Annotated in this window: 16 protein-coding genes; 9 read left to right on the plus strand and 7 right to left on the minus strand. The window is 35.2% G+C overall.

The window, feature by feature from the left end; translation table 11 throughout:
- The first annotated feature begins 3 nt into the window (after positions 1–3).
- The 3 genes from N4A35_01560 (at position 4) to N4A35_01570 (ending at position 2,479) form a co-directional block, all read left to right on the plus strand.
- Positions 4–918: a hypothetical protein gene (locus N4A35_01560; GenBank protein ID MCT4580078.1), complete on the plus strand. Its 915-nt coding sequence runs from the start codon at positions 4–6 to the stop codon at positions 916–918.
- A gap of 61 nt (positions 919–979) precedes the next feature.
- Entirely contained in the window at positions 980–1,891 is a 912-nt protein-coding gene (locus tag N4A35_01565) for a hypothetical protein (protein ID MCT4580079.1), read from the plus strand.
- Between the two features lie 84 nt (positions 1,892–1,975).
- Positions 1,976–2,479 carry a peptidylprolyl isomerase gene (locus N4A35_01570; GenBank protein ID MCT4580080.1) on the plus strand — a complete coding sequence of 168 codons (504 nt, stop codon included), beginning with the start codon at positions 1,976–1,978 and terminating at the stop codon, positions 2,477–2,479.
- A gap of 72 nt (positions 2,480–2,551) precedes the next feature.
- Here N4A35_01570 and N4A35_01575 read toward each other — a convergent pair whose 3' ends face one another.
- Positions 2,552–3,337 (minus strand): penicillin-insensitive murein endopeptidase, encoded by a 786-nt coding sequence (locus N4A35_01575; protein MCT4580081.1) that lies wholly within the window; start codon positions 3,335–3,337, stop codon positions 2,552–2,554.
- A gap of 85 nt (positions 3,338–3,422) precedes the next feature.
- On the opposite strand from N4A35_01575, the gene dapF reads away from it, so the two are divergent.
- The 5 genes from dapF to N4A35_01600 are packed head-to-tail and all read left to right on the plus strand — an operon-like array spanning position 3,423 to position 6,326.
- Positions 3,423–4,205 (plus strand): diaminopimelate epimerase, encoded by a 783-nt coding sequence (dapF, locus tag N4A35_01580; GenBank protein ID MCT4580082.1) that lies wholly within the window; start codon positions 3,423–3,425, stop codon positions 4,203–4,205.
- 3 nt (positions 4,206–4,208) lie between these two features.
- On the plus strand, positions 4,209–4,727 hold the full coding sequence (locus tag N4A35_01585; GenBank protein MCT4580083.1) for a hypothetical protein: 519 nt from the start codon (positions 4,209–4,211) through the stop codon (positions 4,725–4,727).
- The gene (locus N4A35_01590) at positions 4,721–5,242 is read left to right on the plus strand and encodes a GNAT family N-acetyltransferase (GenBank protein MCT4580084.1); all 522 of its coding nucleotides are present in this window, start codon (positions 4,721–4,723) and stop codon (positions 5,240–5,242) included. The genes N4A35_01585 and N4A35_01590 overlap by 7 nt, the downstream gene beginning before the upstream one ends.
- Positions 5,243–5,253: 11 nt before the next feature.
- Positions 5,254–5,685, plus strand: a complete 432-nt coding sequence (locus N4A35_01595) for a Rieske 2Fe-2S domain-containing protein (GenBank protein ID MCT4580085.1) — start codon at positions 5,254–5,256, stop codon at positions 5,683–5,685.
- Positions 5,685–6,326 (plus strand): hypothetical protein, encoded by a 642-nt coding sequence (locus tag N4A35_01600; GenBank protein MCT4580086.1) that lies wholly within the window; start codon positions 5,685–5,687, stop codon positions 6,324–6,326. The genes N4A35_01595 and N4A35_01600 overlap by 1 nt, the downstream gene beginning before the upstream one ends.
- Here the strand turns inward: N4A35_01600 and rodA are convergent.
- From rodA to purH, 6 genes are all read right to left on the minus strand, one after another.
- Positions 6,323–7,720 (minus strand): rod shape-determining protein RodA, encoded by a 1,398-nt coding sequence (gene rodA, locus N4A35_01605; GenBank protein ID MCT4580087.1) that lies wholly within the window; start codon positions 7,718–7,720, stop codon positions 6,323–6,325. The genes N4A35_01600 and rodA overlap by 4 nt on opposite strands.
- Complete coding sequence (locus tag N4A35_01610; protein MCT4580088.1) at positions 7,720–9,558, minus strand: penicillin-binding transpeptidase domain-containing protein; 1,839 nt, start codon at positions 9,556–9,558, stop codon at positions 7,720–7,722. The genes rodA and N4A35_01610 overlap by 1 nt, the downstream gene beginning before the upstream one ends.
- A gap of 1 nt (position 9,559) precedes the next feature.
- Positions 9,560–10,075 (minus strand): hypothetical protein, encoded by a 516-nt coding sequence (locus N4A35_01615; GenBank protein MCT4580089.1) that lies wholly within the window; start codon positions 10,073–10,075, stop codon positions 9,560–9,562.
- Entirely contained in the window at positions 10,068–10,835 is a 768-nt protein-coding gene (locus tag N4A35_01620) for a rod shape-determining protein MreC (GenBank protein MCT4580090.1), read from the minus strand. The genes N4A35_01615 and N4A35_01620 overlap by 8 nt, the downstream gene beginning before the upstream one ends.
- 153 nt (positions 10,836–10,988) lie before the next feature.
- Positions 10,989–12,014 (minus strand): rod shape-determining protein, encoded by a 1,026-nt coding sequence (locus N4A35_01625; protein ID MCT4580091.1) that lies wholly within the window; start codon positions 12,012–12,014, stop codon positions 10,989–10,991.
- A 21-nt stretch (positions 12,015–12,035) separates the two neighbouring features.
- The gene (purH, locus tag N4A35_01630) at positions 12,036–13,565 is read right to left on the minus strand and encodes a bifunctional phosphoribosylaminoimidazolecarboxamide formyltransferase/IMP cyclohydrolase (GenBank protein ID MCT4580092.1); all 1,530 of its coding nucleotides are present in this window, start codon (positions 13,563–13,565) and stop codon (positions 12,036–12,038) included.
- Between the two features lie 223 nt (positions 13,566–13,788).
- Here purH and N4A35_01635 point away from each other — a divergent pair, with 223 nt between their 5' ends.
- Positions 13,789–15,993: a peptidylprolyl isomerase gene (locus N4A35_01635; protein MCT4580093.1), complete on the plus strand. Its 2,205-nt coding sequence runs from the start codon at positions 13,789–13,791 to the stop codon at positions 15,991–15,993.
- The last annotated feature ends 1 nt before the right edge of the window (position 15,994 follow it).

Below are 15,994 nucleotides of genomic sequence, written 5' to 3' on the forward strand. Positions count from 1 at the left end.
AGAATGATGAAACTCAAATCAATTTTAATGATCCTTTGTATAGGAAGTTACTCAATAGCTGGTTTTTACGGCCAATATAATGAAGCAGCTGCAAAAAATGTTATAATAGAAGAAGTTAAAGAAACGTATTTCGATAAAGATGCAGGTGAACAAAGAACAAGAACTGTAAAAAGAGAGGTTGCTATTGATACTTATGGAAATGCTAAAGGAAATCAGTATGATTTGGCAGTAGATGGAGCTTTTCAAGGGCAAACAATAGCCGTTTTACACTTTTGTGCTAGAGGGATGTTTGATTTCAAATTACCCCAACAAGCATTAGCAGAAAAAGGCTTTTCTGTCTACAGATGGATGAATCAAGCCCCTTCTTCAGAAGAGTTGAAAAAAGGGTTAGAAAAAGCCTGCCAGCTTTGGATTATTTCAGATACTAAACAAAACCTTAACGCAGAACATTTAAAGGTGATTAAAGACTTTTTTGAAAGTGGAAGAGGCGTTTATATCTGGGGAGATAATCAACCGTATTATGCCGATGCCAATTATGTTTCTAACGCATTAATTGGTGTGGAAATGCAAGGCGATACAAGAGGAGATCAAGTGGTTGGGTTACAAATGGAAGAGAAGCAAGCAGGGGTAACGCCTAACCATTTAATAACAACAGGAATCCAAAATATTTATGAAGGAATAACAGTTGCTACTTTGCCAGAGCATGAGGACTTGATGCCAATTATTTATGGTTCAGCTAATAATTTGGTAACTGCAGTTTATGAAAAAGATGGAAAACGCCTGATTTTAGATGGGGGCTTTACCCGGTTATACAAAAATTGGGACACAGCAGGGACTGGTCGCTATGTAAAAAATGCAGCAGCATGGCTAGTGAATTACGAACGTTTTGGGGATGCTGTTGTGACAAACCAAAAATAATTGAAAGACTATTGAACCAATCCATTTTTAATATGTATTAGAAAATAAAAAACGACGAATTATGAAAACTAAATCAATTTTAATAGCTCTTTTTACAGGAATCTTGTCAATATCAAGTGCTTATGGACAGTATAATAAAGCAGCAGCACAGAATGTCATCATGGAAGAAGTCGAAGAGGCTTATTACGATAAAGATCTTGGCGAGCAAAGAACGAGGGTTGTAAAAAAAGAAGTAGCGAGTGATACTTATGGAAATGCTAAAGGCAATCAATATGATTTAGCTGTTGATGGAGCGTTTGAGGGACAAACGATAGCCGTCTTACATTTTTATACTGGAGGAGGATTTAACTTTGAATTACCCAAAAAAGCACTGGCAGAAAAAGGCTTTTCAGTGTATAGATGGATGAACAAAGCTCCTTCACCTCAAGAGCTAAAGAAAGGGCTAGAAAAATCATGTCAATTGTGGATTATTTCAGATATGGGAAAGCACTTAAATGACGAACATTTAGCAGTGATTAAAGACTTTTTCGAAAGTGGAAAAGGCGTTTACATTTGGGGAGATAATCAACCATATTATGCCGATGCCAATTATGTATCTAAAGCATTAATTGGTGTCGAAATGCAAGGGAACACAATGGGAGACAAAACGGTTAACTTACAAATGGAAGAAAAGAAAGCAGGCGTAACACCTAATCATTTAATTACAACAGGGTTACAAAATATTTATGAAGGAATTACGATTGCAACGTTACCTGATCATAAAGATTTAACACCAATTATTTATGGTTCAGCAGATAATCTAGTAACAGCTGTTTATGAAAAAGATGGAAAGCGTTTGATTTTAGATGGAGGTTTTACCAGATTGTATAATAAATGGGATACCGCTGGGACAGGTCGCTATGTAAAAAATGCAGCAGCTTGGTTGGTGAATTACGAACGTTTTGGAGACGATGTTGTAGCCAATAAGGAATAAATAACTTAGGCTCAGCATAAGTTAAGTATGTATTTCAACTGTTTATTGGGTTTAAAGCAGTACCTTTGCGCAAAATAAAATAAAATGAGCGAAGCGATAAACAATGTAATTACTGTTGATTACAAATTATTTAAAGATACAGCAGAAGGAGAGATGATCGAGTCTACAGAAGGGAAACAACCATTAGTTTTCTTATCTGGAGTAGGGCAAATGATTCCTGAGTTTGAAGCAAATGTTGTCAACTTAGAAGTAGGAGCAACGTTCTCTTTTGGTATCAAAGCAGAAAACGCGTATGGAGTAAAATCTGATGATGCAATTATCGAATTGCCACAAGATATGTTTATGCAAGATGGTAAGTTAGTAGAGCAAGTTGTTGTTGGAAATATTTTACCATTAGAAGATCAAAATGGTCATGTACACCCAGCAAAAGTTGTTTCAATCAACGAGACAACAGTAACGATGGATGTAAATCACCCATTAGCAGGACAAGACTTACATTTTACAGGTTCTGTGGTTGAGGTAAGAGAAGCAACTCAAGACGAAATCCAACATGGACATGTTCATGGAGCAGGAGGAGTAGAGCATTAAGCTATTACCATTCAAAATAGTTAAAAACGCCGTCTTTTATAGATGGCGTTTTTTGTTTGGAATATCAATAATTCAACCCTCCCCAAAATCAATATGATAATGCTCGTCGTGTAAGGCATTAATCATTTTAGAAAGTCCTTTGACGACATAGATTCCACTAGCTTTTAATTTTTTACCATATTCGGTAGCAAACAACTCATCTTTGTATTCTATTTTGATGATTACTTTCTTAATTTTTAACCCTACTTTTTTAGCTTGTTGATTTAAAATCAAAATATGGCGGGCAATGAGGTTAAAATCAACTTTTACTGTGTTATCATTAGCGTATTCTCCTTGATCATTAAAGGCCAATAAATAATGCCTCGTTCCCAAACTATCTAGTTTATAATAGGGTTGCTTGTTTTGTATTAAAGGCATCATAAAGTCAACACTTAACCCCGTTTGATGTGTCCGATGAGGGTAGAGTTCTCCCCCTTTTTGATTGGCCGTTTCCATAATGAAAAAATGGCGGTTAGGGACCTCTTTTTCTAGTTGTTTATAGCTTTCTAATACTGTTGTTAGGACTTTGTTGTTGAGGTATGCACGACCACTTAAATAACTCCCTTTATCAAAATAGCTAAAATTAGTACCATAAAAAGGGAGCAGTTTACCATTGGTTAATTTTCCATTGGAAACACTTCCCGAAGATCTACTAGGTTTTTTGTTTCCTTTATTTTGTTGATAATATGAAAGTATAGCCGTGTCTTTTTCTGTGCCTAATGGCTTAGAAGGTGACTTTATCCCTTGTTTATTTGGGGCTTCTTGACTTTGACAAGCATAAAACAAAAAAACAGGGATAAAATACAACAAGAGTTTCATAAATAAAAAATAGGGTTGATTTATCCAAATACGTTTATCTTTGCCTATGAGTTACAAGATGGCTCATGTTTAAGGAAAAGAATTCATGAAAATCGCATTTAAAAAATACCAAGGTACAGGAAACGATTTCGTAATTATTGATAATAGGGAACAGCTCTTTGATAAAAACAATAGTGCCATTATCAAGCACATTTGCAATCGTAAATTTGGAATTGGTTCGGATGGTTTGATATTGATTGAAAATCATGAAAAATATGATTTTAATATGGTGTTTTTTAACCCAGATGGCTCGCAGAGTTTTTGTGGGAATGGAAGCCGATGTGCGGTCCAGTTTGCTTATGATACGGGAATTATAACTCAAGAACATACTGAGTTTATCTCAACAGATGGCTGGCATGAAGCGTTGGTTCTAGAGGACAAGCAAGTAAAACTAAAAATGCATGATGTTTCCAATATATCAAGAGGAAAAGCATTTGATTTTATGAATACAGGCTCTCCACATTATGTCACTTTTACTGAGCATCTCAAACAATTGGATATCGTAACTGAGGGAAGTAAAATCCGATATGCAGATGCTTATCAATCAATTGGAGGAACGAATGTCAACTTTATTGAGCAACAAGAAGACAATTATTACGTTAGAACCTATGAGCGAGGTGTGGAGAATGAAACACTGTCTTGCGGAACAGGAGTAACAGCTTGCGCACTGAGTATTGCTTTAAAAGATAATATAAAAGATGGAGAAGTGGATATTCATACCCAAGGAGGGCAGTTAACTGTAGCTTTAGAGCAAACAGAAGATGGATTTAAAAATATTTGGCTACAAGGACCCGCTACATTTGTTTTTAAAGGAGAGCTTTTCATTTAATTTATGCCAATTCTAACCAATATAGAACACTTAGCAGTAGAACAACACCTGGAGTCAGGCTTTTTTTTATGTTTAATTGCCACCAATAAAATTCCTCCTCATATCGCTATTATCGCAAACGGAAAATATTATTCTGTAAGTGTTAGAGGGGTAAAAATAGCAGTGGATTATCAGTCGTTATTAAAAACAATACACCACAAAAAGATCCCTAGTTTATTTATCCAATTAGCCATAGAACCAAATTTTCAAGCACTAAAAAAAGCCTATGGCCAATACCCGAAATTAACAGAAAAAGAATCCTGCCTGTTTCCTATTCGAGATTACTTTCAAAAAGAACAACTGACAACAGAAAATTGGGAGTTTGTATTTAATGCTGTGGATGATTTATTGTTTAAGAATATGGTTGTTCAAAGTTATCATTTGTTTATGGAAGACTTACTTAAAGCGAGAAGTTTTCGATTGAAAGAGTATACCAAAAGTGAAATCATTGCGTTAATAAAAGAGTTGAAAGCACTATGTTAAGTAACAATAGAATTACATTAAGAACATTGGAGCCAACAGATTTAGATTGTTTGTTGAAGTGGGAAAATGATGCAGATCATTGGCGGGTGAGTAATACTTTTGTTCCGTTTTCTCGTAAGTTAATGGAAGAATATATTTACAGTGCGCAAGATTTATTTGCAACCAAGCAAATTCGTTTTATAATCGAAGACAATGCTTCTAAAAAACAGTTGGGTTCTATCGACTTGTTTGATTTTGATCCTTTTCATTTGAGAGCTGGAGTGGGGGTTTTAATTGATAAAAAATATAGGAATAAAGGGGTCGGAAAAGATGCCTTAGAGTTGTTAAAAGAATATTGTTTTAAGCACTTGAATCTAAATCAAATTTATTGTTCCATAGCTGCATCTAACGAAGCCAGTATTCAGTTGTTTGAGCAAGGAGGGTTTATTCAAGGAGGAGTCAAAAAACAATGGCTCAATCAAGGCGGTTTTTGGGAGGATGAATTGTTTTTTCAGTGTTTAACTAAAAATCATTAACTTTAAAAAATATGAGAAAAATTATTGTTGTCATCGTATTTATTTTGGGAGTAAGCTTGTTTTTTTCTTCGTGTAGGAGAAATAATCAGGTCGTGCCTTATGTTGCTATTGATACCTATTTAAACTTAAACTTACCAGCCTATATTAATCTCAATGGAGTAGGAGGTTGGGCTTATGTTTCTGGAGGAAATAACGGTTTAATCGTGTATCGTCAAACACAAAATGTGTTTATGGTATATGATCGATATTGTACTTACAATATTGAAGAATCTTGTGGGGCTGGAGCTGTAGATTCAACCAATATAAGAATAGCATGTGATTGTGATGGAAGTCAATATCAACTTTTTGATGGAGCTGTTATTCAAGGTCCAGCAACTACAAATTTGCATCAATACCGCTCAGATTTTGATGAGATCAACAATACCTTACATATTTATAATTAATGAAACATATTCTACGTAACTGTTGTGCGCTGTTAATGTGTTGTTTGTCTTGGGCAAACTTATCTTTTTCACAAGAAAATATTTCTGCAGACTCTACCCTTTCAAATTATTATTATGAAGTCGGAATGGGCTTTGCAAATGTTGGGGAGTTGATTGTAAGGGGAATAGATGGCCAACAACTTTTTCCAGAAAGAGATCAATTGTCGATAGCGATATCTCAACATACCAAAGCAGATCGATATTTACGTTTAGGAATGGTTATGGGGTTTTATAAAGAAGTTGTTACAGGAGGAAAAAACAACTTGATTAATCCGTTTATGATTACTGCTGGAGTTGAAAAGAAAAAAATGAAAAATAGATGGGCATTCTCTTATGGAGCAGATTTATATTATCGAACAACCATTAAAGGGGTTAATGTAGGAGGACAATATTGGCAAGCTCAAAATCCAGGTTTTGGTATTGCAGGTTTGGTAAGTGCAGCCTATTTTATTCATCCCAATTTTTCACTTAGAACAGAAACAGAAATAGGTGCAGGAGTTCAACAAGACTTTAAAAATGGAGGGTTTGCAACTCAGAAAGTTTTGTCTCCCTCTTTGGTGCCTATTAAGACATTGAGTTTAGAAATGAAATATCATTTCTAGTACAATTCCTCTGATCTTCCAGCATCCAATCTTAGCAAGATAAAAATCATAATAGAAAAGCTTAAAATCGAAGATCCTCCTTTACTAAAAAAAGGAAGTGGAATACCAATAACAGGAGCTAGTCCAATAACCATGGCAATGTTAATCATAAAGTGAAAAAAGAGAATGCTGGCTACGCTATAGCCAAAAATACGTGTGTACTTACTTCGTTGTCGTTCAGCAATCATCACGATTCGAATTAAGAAAGAAACATAGAGGAGGATCAATACTGTATTTCCAATAAATCCCCATTCTTCAGACCAAGAACAAAAAATAAAATCTGTACTTTGTTCGGGTACATGTTTGTATTTTTCATTGCTTAAAGTTCCTTGTAAAAAACCTTTTCCAGAAACTTCTCCAGAGCCAATAGCTGATAAAGCTTGGTAAATGTTATAACCATCACCTCTTCTGTCTTCTTTTACACCAAACATGATTTGAAAACGAGAACGGTGACGACTTTTAAATACATTATCGTAACTCCAGTTGATGGTAAGTACAATTAATACCGCCCCAATCGTACTAATTATTATCGCAGGGTAATAGGATTTTCTATAGCGGGGTAATACAAAGAAACGAACCAATAATGCTGAGGCTGCTCCAACAGCGACGATTCCTATAGCTAAGGTATAGTTATTAGAGTAAAAAGCACTTGGTCGAGCGATTTCTTTATATTTTGAAGCAGAGTAAGCGCCTTGAGCAATCAAACGATTAATGTTTTCTTCGTTAATTTCTGCAGTTTCAAAAGAAGCAATATAGACTCCTAGAATACTAATAACCAAACCTAATAATCCAATCAATAAGATGTTTCCAGAAAGACCTTCTCGATACATCACAAAAATAAAAGAGAAAAAAACCAGTAACGTTCCTGCATCTGGTTGCAAAAGAATCAGCCCACCAGGAATAGCAAGGATCAGTACCACAGTAGCTTTTGTTCTGATATCTTGAAGTTTTACATTGATTTGACTCATATAATAGGCAATAGCCATAGCAGATGCAAACTTGGAGAATTCGGAAGGTTGAAGAGAAAAACTTCCGAGTTTAAACCACGAGCGAGCTCCATTGATCGGAGGCATAACCAACACTACCATCAGCATAAGCAGCACTACTCCGTAAGTCAAATAAGAGGATTTTTTTATTAAACTACTGTCCATTAGAAGAATAATTCCCCCAATAGTAGAAGATACAGCTATCCAAAATAATTGTTTCCCATACGGCTTGGTCCAAGTATAAATCGCTGGAAAGTTTTCGTCATAACTAGAAGAATAGATGGTCAATAACCCCATAAATGCCAATGCAAAATACATGATTAACAATGGAATATCTATCTTTTTTAATATGTTTTGTTCTCTAGCCATTAGTGTTTAAAATCAGAATCTTTTGTTAAGATAATAGCGTCTAAAATTCGTCGTTCTTTTTTCTTTCCTCGTTCAGATAATTGACCTTTTAGATATTTTTCAATCATAACACTTGCTATAGGAGCTGCCCAAGTTCCTCCCCAAGTTCCATACTCTACGTATACAGCAATGGCAATTTTTGGGTTTTCTTTAGGGGCAAATGCTATAAAGACAGAGTGATCATTAAAACTTTTGTTTTCCACTGTTCCTGTTTTTCCACACACAGCAATGCTATCAATTTGTGCTTGTCTAGCAGTACCACTCAAAACCACTTGTTCCATAGCATCTCTTACTGGCGTAAAGAATGCTGAATCAACTACAGTATAATGCCTTTCTTTAAAAATCTCTTTTTTGTCTCCGTGTTCTCCAATTTTTTTAACCAAGTGTGGAGTGTAATAATAGCCTTTGTTGGCTAAAATTGCCGCTAAATTAGCCATTTGAAGAGGAGAAACACCAATCTCTCCTTCCCCAATACTGTTGGAGTAAATTGTGCTAAATGCCCAACGATTCTGACCATACCACTTATCATAAAATGTTGTGTCGGGAATATTACCACTTTTTACTCCTGGTATATCCGAGTCAAATTTAGTTCCTAAACCAAAACTCATAATAGATTTCCTCCATTTGGTTAAACCTATCCTACTATCTTTAAATATAGAATTCGCTTCTCCTCGCATGATTAATCGTTTATACACTTGATAGAAATAAGGGTTGCATGAGTGCTTAATGGCTATACCAACATTAGAGGGGTGTTCGTGATTATGACAGCCAATGAGTGATTTGTTACAAGTAAATCCAGAATTTTCGGTGATTACCCCTTCTTGCATGGCCACAAGTGCTTGTACAAGCTTAAAGATAGAGCCTGGTCGATAATTGGAATTGTATACCCCTCTATTTAATAAGGGTTTAAGTGAGTCATTTTTACTCAATTCAGACCAAGTTTTAGCAAAGTCTCTCCCTACTAACCCACGAGGGGAGTAGGTTGGTGCTGAAACCATGGATAGAATTTCTCCAGAAGACGGTTCGATAGCTACAATACAGCCAATTTTATTTTGCATCAATTGTTCTCCATATTTTTGAAGTTGTAAGTCAATGCTACTGTAGAGTTTTTTCCCCTCTTCAGCATATTCTGTATTAAGCGCAGTAGTTTCGTTTCCTAATCGATCTCTAAGGTATTTTAAAGAACCACGTTTTCCTCGTAGTTCATATTCATAAGTTCGTTCAAGCCCTGTAATCCCAATATAGTCATCCATAAGGTAATAAGGTTCATCTTTTTGCTGGTCCTTGGCGTATTGTTCGGCACTGATTTTTCTGATATAACCTAAAATATGTCCTCCAACATCGTGAGGGTATCCGCGTTGTGTATTCTTTTTGGTCTCAAAGCCCTTGTAATGTTTTAACTTTGTGATAATGGCTCCATAATCTTCCTGAGAGACCCCCTCAATAAAGACTGAGGCTTTGTAGGGAGCGTAATTTCTAGCTTTTTTTAAACGTTTGTCAAAATCTGGTCTAGTAAGCCCTAAAACTTTACACAATTCAAGCGTATCTAGCTCACCTATTTTATTAGGGGTAACCCAGATATCGTAGACTTGATTAGCGATGACTAAAAGTTCTCCATTTCTGTCATAAATAAGTCCTCTAGAGGGTTTAATGACCTTTTGGCTATGTGTAATTTTTTCTGCTCGGTCTATCCATTTGTCGTCCAATACTTGAATGTATAATAAACGGGAAATAAATATTATTCCCATAAACAGCATAATCAATATCACTACCCATCGTCTACCTTGGTATGGATCCATATTATTGTTTTTTTATGGTTAAATATTGATACAGAGCGGAGAGAATAATTGCCGCTACAGTAGAGGCTAGTGCTTTTATAAAAACACTTAAAGTAGCTTGGTAGTTTAGCGATTCAAATGCAAAGTAGGTAAGGTGAAAACTCAATAATAATAACGAAGAGTATAAGATGTACTGTCCTGAAGGTAGTGATGTGACATTGGGAGAAAAGAATGATTCAAAACCTTCTCTTGGGGAAATAAGTCTAAGAATATAAGGTCTCAAAAAAGCAATAATAAGCATTGCAGAAGCATTAATTCCTAAGGTGTTATGGAAAGCATCGAGTATAATTCCAAATAGAAAACCAACCAATAATAGTCGAGGACCTCTCCAGCTTACAGGTAGAATTAGAATACTAGTTCCTAAAACAATAGGGTTGATATATGGATTAAGCGCTCCAAAACTTATTTGGTCAATAACCAAAACCTGAACCATTAATAGGCCGATAAAATGGAAAATATGTTGAATTGAATTACTCATTGATTTCCTCCGAATTTATCAGTTGTTTTAATTCTATTCTATTGATGTCGTCAACAATAAAAACACTATAAACATCATTGAAACCTTCAGTTAGTTGTACAGTGATTAATTGTGTTCCTTTACCAGGTATTTCTTCCGTTTTTTGAACCGTTCCAATTAACTCTCCTTTAGGGAAAAAACCATCTCCGCCTGTAGTAATAATCGTATCACCTGCTTGAACAGGGATAAAATCTGATATGTCATTTAAGGTGGCTGTTTGCCAATTGTCTGTTGATTCCCACGTTAGGAGACCAAATGACTGAGAAGATTGATGTCGAACAGCTAATTCAAATTTGGGATGAATAATAGGAAGTACAGTAGAGTAATGCTCACTGCAAGCAACAGTATACCCAAGAATACCTTTTGTTCCTATTACCCCCATATTCTTTGTTAAACCATTTGCTTTTCCCTTGTTGATCGTCAGAAAGTTATAACGTTTGTCTTTGGTTGACCGAATCACAGAAGCAGATTGAAAACGGTATTGTTGCAGGTAAACCGTGTCCTCTTTCAAAGAAAAATAGTTGCCAATAACATTCCCGCTTCCTTTTATTTTTTCTTGTAAAACTCTGTTTTGAACCCTTAATAATTCGATTTCCTTTTTTAAACTAAAATATTGTTCAATAGTATTAGAAGCATTATAGATTTCGCCTATAAACCGATTAGAAGAGTTGGCAAATTGGGAATGTTGATAAGGATTGTTTTTAGAAAAGATCAATATCATGCAGATCAACTGTAGTATCAAAAAGATAAAAACAGTACTATATTTTTGAAAAAACTTAAAAATATTTTGCATGGTTCTACTTCACTCTTTACACGGAAAAAGCCGTATTAATATACAGCTTTTGTCAACTTAAATTTAGGTTGTTCTTAATGTTTATTGTTTGATTAAGAACTGGTACTTATCAATGTTCTTTAATGCAATTCCTGTACCTCTCGCAACAGCTCTTAAAGGATCCTCAGCAATATGAACAGGAAGTTTAGTTTTTTCTGAAATACGTTTGTCCAATCCTCTCAACATTGAGCCTCCGCCAGCTAAGTATATCCCTGTTTTGTAAATGTCAGCAGATAACTCTGGAGGTGTCATTTCTAAGGCATTCATAATCGCCTCTTCAATTTTGGCTATGGACTTATCTAAACAGTGTGCAATTTCTTGGTAAGTCACATAAATTTCTTTTGGAATACCCGTCATCAAATCTCGTCCACGAACAGGGAAGTCTTCAGGTGGATTTTCTAACTCTGTTACAGCAGCACCAACTTCAATTTTAATTTGTTCAGCAGTTCGCTCACCAATTAAAATATTGTGTTGACGTCTCATGTATTCTTCGATATCTCCAGTAAAATCGTCACCAGCAACACGGATAGATTTGTCACAGACAATTCCTCCCAATGCAATGACTGCAATTTCAGAAGTTCCTCCACCTATATCAATAATCATGTTACCCATAGGTTCTTCAACATCCACTCCAATTCCAATTGCTGCAGCCATAGGTTCATGAATCAAATAAACTTCTTTTCCACCTGCATGCTCAGCAGAATCTTGAACGGCTCTTTTTTCTACTTCAGTAATACCTGAGGGGATACAGATTACCATTCTTAAAGAAGGTTGTATAATTTGACGTTTAGAGCTAATCATTTTGATCATTCCTCTAATCATGTGTTCAGCGGCATGGAAGTCGGCAATTACTCCATCGCGAAGCGGACGAACAGTTTTGATGTTTTCATGAGTTTTACCATGCATCTGTTGAGCTTTTCGTCCAATTCCAATTATTTTATTGGTGGTACGGTCTATTGCTACGATAGAGGGCTCGTCAACCACTACTTTATCGTTTTGGATAATCAGTGTGTTGGCTGTTCCTAAATCAATTGCTATTTCTTGTGTAAATACGTTAAATAATCCCATTATTTGTATTTATTGTGTTAGTTAGTGTTTAAAATGTCTTGTCCCAGTGAAAACCATAGCGATACTGTTTTCATTACAGTAATCAATAGATAGTTGATCTTTAATTGATCCACCTGGTTGAATAACAGCATTAATCCCCTCTTTTCCTGCAATCTCCACACAATCAGGGAATGGGAAAAAAGCATCTGAAGCCATAACAGCTTCTTTCAAGTCAAAACTAAAAGATTTAGCCTTATGAATAGCTTGGTTTAATGCATCTACCCTAGAAGTTTGACCTGTTCCGCTTGCTAATAATTGCTTGTTTTTGGCTAGAACAATTGTATTCGATTTCGTATGCTTAGAAATCTTACTAGCAAATTCTAAATCTGTCAATTGATTTTCAGAAGGTGCAAGCGTTGTTGCTTTTTGAAAGTCTTCCTTTCGATCAGTAATACTGTCTTTTTCTTGGTAAAGAACACCATTTAGTAGGGTTCTAATTTGTGTTTTTGGAAAGTCAATGTCTTTTTGAATCAATAAAATTCTATTCTTTTTGCTTTTTAATAATTCCAAAGCTTCCTCGTCAAAACTTGGAGCAATCACCACTTCACAAAATAGTTTGTTAACCTCTTCTGCTGTAGCAATATCAATCGTCTTGTTGGTGATTAAAATCCCACCAAAAGCAGAAACTGGGTCTCCTGCCAATGCCGCTAGATAGGCTTCTTTTACAGTTGGTCTGGTTGCTATTCCACAAGCATTATTGTGTTTTAGAATAGCGAAAGTTGGTTCCTCGTTTTTAAACTCTTGCATTAGAGATACAGCAGCATCTACATCCAGTAGGTTGTTGTAACTTAATTCTTTTCCATGTAGTTTGTCAAAAAGTTCTGAAAGATTACCGTAGAAAACCCCTTTTTGATGAGGGTTCTCCCCATATCTTAAAACGGTTGAATCGAGTATGCTTTCTTTTAGAACTTCATCGTTATTCCCGTTGAAATATTTAAAAATCTCTGTATCATAATGAGAAGAAACATTAAATGCAGCAGTAGCAAAGTGCTTTCTGATCTCTTCTGTCGTCTCTCCGTTTTGTTCTGTTAAAATTTGTAACAAATCCTCATACTGGTTTTTGGAAGAAACAATTACAACATCTTTGTAGTTTTTAGCGGCGGCTCTAATTAAAGAAATTCCTCCAATATCAATTTTTTCGATAATAGCTTCATGACTTGCGCCAGATGCAACAGTGTCTTCAAATGGATATAAATCAACAATGACTAAATCAATTTCAGGGATTTGATATTCCTCTAGTTGAGCAACGTCGTTATCCAAATCTCTTCGGCTCAAAATACCACCAAACACTTTAGGATGTAGGGTTTTTACTCTTCCTCCCAATATTGATGGGTAACTGGTTAAGTCTTCTACTCTAGAAACTGAACATCCTTGTGCCTCGATGTATTGCTGAGTACCTCCAGTTGAGAAGATTTCTACGTTTAATTGATCAAGTGTTTTTACGATTTTATCTAAGTTTTCTTTGTTAAAAACAGAGATTAATGCCTTTTTGATTTGTTTTTTTTGGCTCATTTTGATTTAGAAACTAGCGTTGTGATGATTGCAAGTTGTAAATATAAAAACTATTTCCTTAATAATAATGGGCGTTTTAGTGGTGTAGCTTTCATTGTTAACAACTAAAATCAAATGTTTATAATTAAAATATTTTATTCCAATTCTGAAAATCTATCATTGCTAAATTTTTATTAATCAAATTACAATTGTATATTCGCGGACTTAAAATTTTTTATATAGAATGGCAGTAATTGGAAAAATTAGAGAAAAGTCAACCTTACTGGTGATTTTCGTAGGTCTAGGATTACTATTGTTTATTATCCCTTTTGATAGAATATCTAGCTATTTTTATGGGACTGGTGAACAACCAATAGGTAGTATCGACGGGAAGCCAATGATGGATTCAGAGTGGCACTACAACTACAAAGTCGACAGTACTATTAGTGTGTATAGACAACAGTATATGCAGGCTGGTCAGGTGTTGGTTTTAGACGAACAACAAAACGATCAAATAAAGAACAGTGTTTGGAGCCAAATGGTTGTGGGAACGTTGTTTGGAAAACAATTAGCTGAAGTCAATTTAGGTGTAGGAAATAAAGAGCTGAATGATGTTTTGATTTATGGAGAGGAGCCTTCAAAGGTGATTCAAGATATGTTTACATTTAACGGAAAGTTCGAAAAAGATTCTGTAAAGCCAGGAATTGATAGAGTGTTAGTTGGTGGTAAAGGGGCGAAAGCATGGTTGTATAGCAATGTTGAGCAACCAATCAAAACACAACGCTTAAGAGATAAGTATACTAAAATGGCAAAATTTGGAGCTTATGCTACCAATCAAGAAGCAAAACGTAAATTTATTGAAAAAAATACAAAGGCATCTGTGAGGTATGCTTTTAAAGAGTTTAGTACAATTCCAGATTCTTTAGTAACAGTATCTGATGCTGATTTAAAAGCGTATTATGATGCGCACAAAAATGAAAAGAAATGGGAGCAAGAAACAGAAATCAGAACAATTGACTTTGTTACGTTTAAAGTGACGCCTTCTGAAGAAGATAAAGCTCAGGCTTTAGCAGAAATGGAACGTAAAAAACAAGCGTTTGCTAAAACGACGAATGATTCTTTGTTTGTGGCTAATAATGCTGAGACTGCAATTGGTGCTGCTCAACAAAGACAAAATCAAATACAATTAAATGTTGTTGATGTATTGCCGACTGAACCTTATAAACCAGGTAGTGGTAGTTTTTCTGTTACAACTGATGAGCAAATAACAGCAGCTCAAAAAGGAGCGGTTATTGGTCCTGTTGTTGAAGGAAATAAAATTCAATTGATTAAAGTGAGAGACGTTGTTACTAAAAACGAAGTAACAGTTCGTCATATTTTAGTTTCGGCAAAAGAAGGAGATGCTGATTTTGATAAGAAAAAAGCATTTGCTGATAGTTTATTGAGAGTCTTAAAGGCTGATCGTTCAAAATTTGTTGATTTTGTATACGAATACTCAGAAGATCCAGGTTCTAACACACCAGGTAAAGATGGAGAGTATACATTTGATAAAGACATTAACTTTGTTCAAGAGTATAAAGATTTTGGATTTAATAAACCTGTTGGAGCTTTAGAGATTGTTAAAACAACTTTTGGATTCCACATTATGGAGAATCTAAAAAGAGGAGACAATGAGTACAAAATGATCGCGATTGTTGATGCAAATGTAAAGCCAAGTAAAACGACAAGAGATATTGCTTATACTGAAGTTGTGGATGGATTTCATAAGCAAGCAAAAGCAGTTGGTTTTGAAAAAGCAGCTGAAGAGTTCAATAAAGAGGTTAAAACTGCTGAAAACGTAAGAGTAGAGAGTCCTTATATTGGAGAGCTAGGAAAGAATATGGAACTTGTAAAATGGAACTTTAACCACAGTGTTGGGAGTGTTTCTGATCCTGAATTCGTTAATGATGAATTATTGGCAGTAACTTCTCTTAAAAGTGAGGTTGGTGAGGGTGTACCATCTTTTGAGGGAATTAAAGAGCTAATGAGACCTTATGTTCTTAAAGAGAAAAAAGCGGAGTACCTTTTAGGAAAAGTAGGAAGTGCAACATCAGTTGATGATGTAGCGAAAGCAATGAATACATTAGCTCAACCAGCTGACATTGATTTGAGTATGAATAATCTGCCAGGTTTAGCTGGAGGTGTTGAGCCTGAAGTAATCGGAACTATTTTTGCTACAGAAGCTGGAACAACAACAAAGCCATTTAAAGGAAATAATGGAGTTTATGTTGTTGAGGTGACTTCAATAACAGCTGCTGCAATTGCTGAGAATCAAGATTATAGTGTAGAAAAGGGAACCTTATTAGGAGAGATTAGAGCAAATGTTGAGGCAAAATTAATCGAGTCACTAGCTAAAGCTGCTGACTTTAAGGATTGGAGAATGAAACAACAAATAATTAAAAATAATTAAA

This window comes from Flavobacteriales bacterium (genome assembly GCA_025210295.1).
Lineage (GTDB): Bacteria > Bacteroidota > Bacteroidia > Flavobacteriales_D > Parvicellaceae > S010-51.